The organism is Enterococcus sp. 2STP, from assembly GCF_032465635.1.
Classification (GTDB): Bacteria; Bacillota; Bacilli; order Lactobacillales; family Enterococcaceae; genus Enterococcus_B; species Enterococcus_B lactis.
Map to the genome: position 1 here is coordinate 1 of NZ_JAWDJH010000036.1, position 1,106 is coordinate 1,106.

10 tRNA genes and 1 rRNA gene are annotated in these 1,106 nt (G+C 49.4%); all 11 read left to right on the forward strand.

The features are described 5' to 3' along the window. Positions 1–11 precede the first annotated feature (11 nt). The 11 genes from rrf (at position 12) to RWU19_RS13335 (ending at position 1,025) form a co-directional block, all read left to right on the forward strand. Positions 12–127: ribosomal RNA gene (rrf, locus tag RWU19_RS13285) — 5S ribosomal RNA — on the forward strand. Between the two features lie 9 nt (positions 128–136). Then, positions 137–210: transfer RNA gene (locus RWU19_RS13290), tRNA-Asn, on the forward strand. Between the two features lie 39 nt (positions 211–249). Further along, a tRNA-Ser gene (locus RWU19_RS13295) sits at positions 250–338 on the forward strand. 14 nt (positions 339–352) lie between these two features. Then, a tRNA-Glu gene (locus RWU19_RS13300) sits at positions 353–424 on the forward strand. A 15-nt stretch (positions 425–439) separates the two neighbouring features. Next, positions 440–512 (forward strand) — tRNA-Val (locus tag RWU19_RS13305). A 9-nt stretch (positions 513–521) separates the two neighbouring features. Continuing rightward, a tRNA-Asp gene (locus RWU19_RS13310) sits at positions 522–594 on the forward strand. 35 nt (positions 595–629) lie between these two features. Then, positions 630–705: transfer RNA gene (locus tag RWU19_RS13315), tRNA-Phe, on the forward strand. A 1-nt stretch (position 706) separates the two neighbouring features. Next, a tRNA-Tyr gene (locus RWU19_RS13320) sits at positions 707–787 on the forward strand. A 6-nt stretch (positions 788–793) separates the two neighbouring features. Then, positions 794–867, forward strand: a tRNA-Trp gene (locus tag RWU19_RS13325). A gap of 2 nt (positions 868–869) precedes the next feature. Next, positions 870–942 (forward strand) — tRNA-His (locus RWU19_RS13330). 11 nt (positions 943–953) lie between these two features. Further along, a tRNA-Gln gene (locus RWU19_RS13335) sits at positions 954–1,025 on the forward strand. Positions 1,026–1,106 lie beyond the last annotated feature (81 nt).

The following is a 1,106-nucleotide window of genomic DNA, read 5'->3' on the forward strand; positions in this document are numbered from 1 at the left end:
TAACACCACAGTGTGGTGGCGATAGCGAGAAGGATACACCTGTAACCATGCCGAACACAGAAGTTAAGCTTCTTAGCGCCGATTGTAGTGAGGGGTTGCCCCTTGTGAGAGTAGGACGTCGCCACGCTGATGTTATTCCGGCATAGCTCAGTTGGTAGTAGCGCATGACTGTTAATCATGATGTCGTAGGTTCGAGTCCTACTGCCGGAGTTCTCATTTTGAGAAAGAGTATTGAGCTTCTTTCACTCTGGAGAGTTGTCCGAGAGGCCGAAGGAGCATGATTGGAAATCATGTAGATGGTGCAAACTGTCTCAAGGGTTCGAATCCCTTACTCTCCGTAACAAGTTTACCTGGCCCGTTGGTCAAGCGGTTAAGACACCGCCCTTTCACGGCGGTAACACGGGTTCGAATCCCGTACGGGTCATTTTAATTGAATGTTGGAGGTTTAGCTCAGCTGGGAGAGCATCTGCCTTACAAGCAGAGGGTCAGCGGTTCGATCCCGTTAACCTCCATAATGAACTGGTTCCGTGGTGTAGGGGTTAACATGCCTGCCTGTCACGCAGGAGATCGCGGGTTCGATTCCCGTCGGAACCGTCGTTCTTGTTATTCAATTAATAATTTTAAAATATGGCGCGGTAGCTCAGTTGGTAGAGCAACGGATTGAAGCTCCGTGTGTCGGCAGTTCGATTCTGTCCCGCGCCACCATGGAGGAGTAGCGAAGTGGCTAAACGCGACGGACTGTAAATCCGTTCCTTAGGGTTCAGTGGTTCGAATCCACTCTCCTCCATTTTATAGGGGCATAGTTTAAAGGTAGAACAGCGGTCTCCAAAACCGTTAGTGTGGGTTCAATTCCTGCTGCCCCTGCCATGGCGAATGTGGCGAAGTGGTTAACGCACCGGATTGTGGCTCCGGCATTCGTGGGTTCGATTCCCATCATTCGCCCTTTTTATTCTTGGGGTATAGCCAAGCGGTAAGGCAAGGGACTTTGACTCCCTCATGCGTTGGTTCGAATCCAGCTACCCCAGTTTCTATAATTTATTCTTTATTTTATAGATTGATAATAGTATAATGGCGGTATAGCCAAGTGGTAAGGCAGAGGTCTGCAA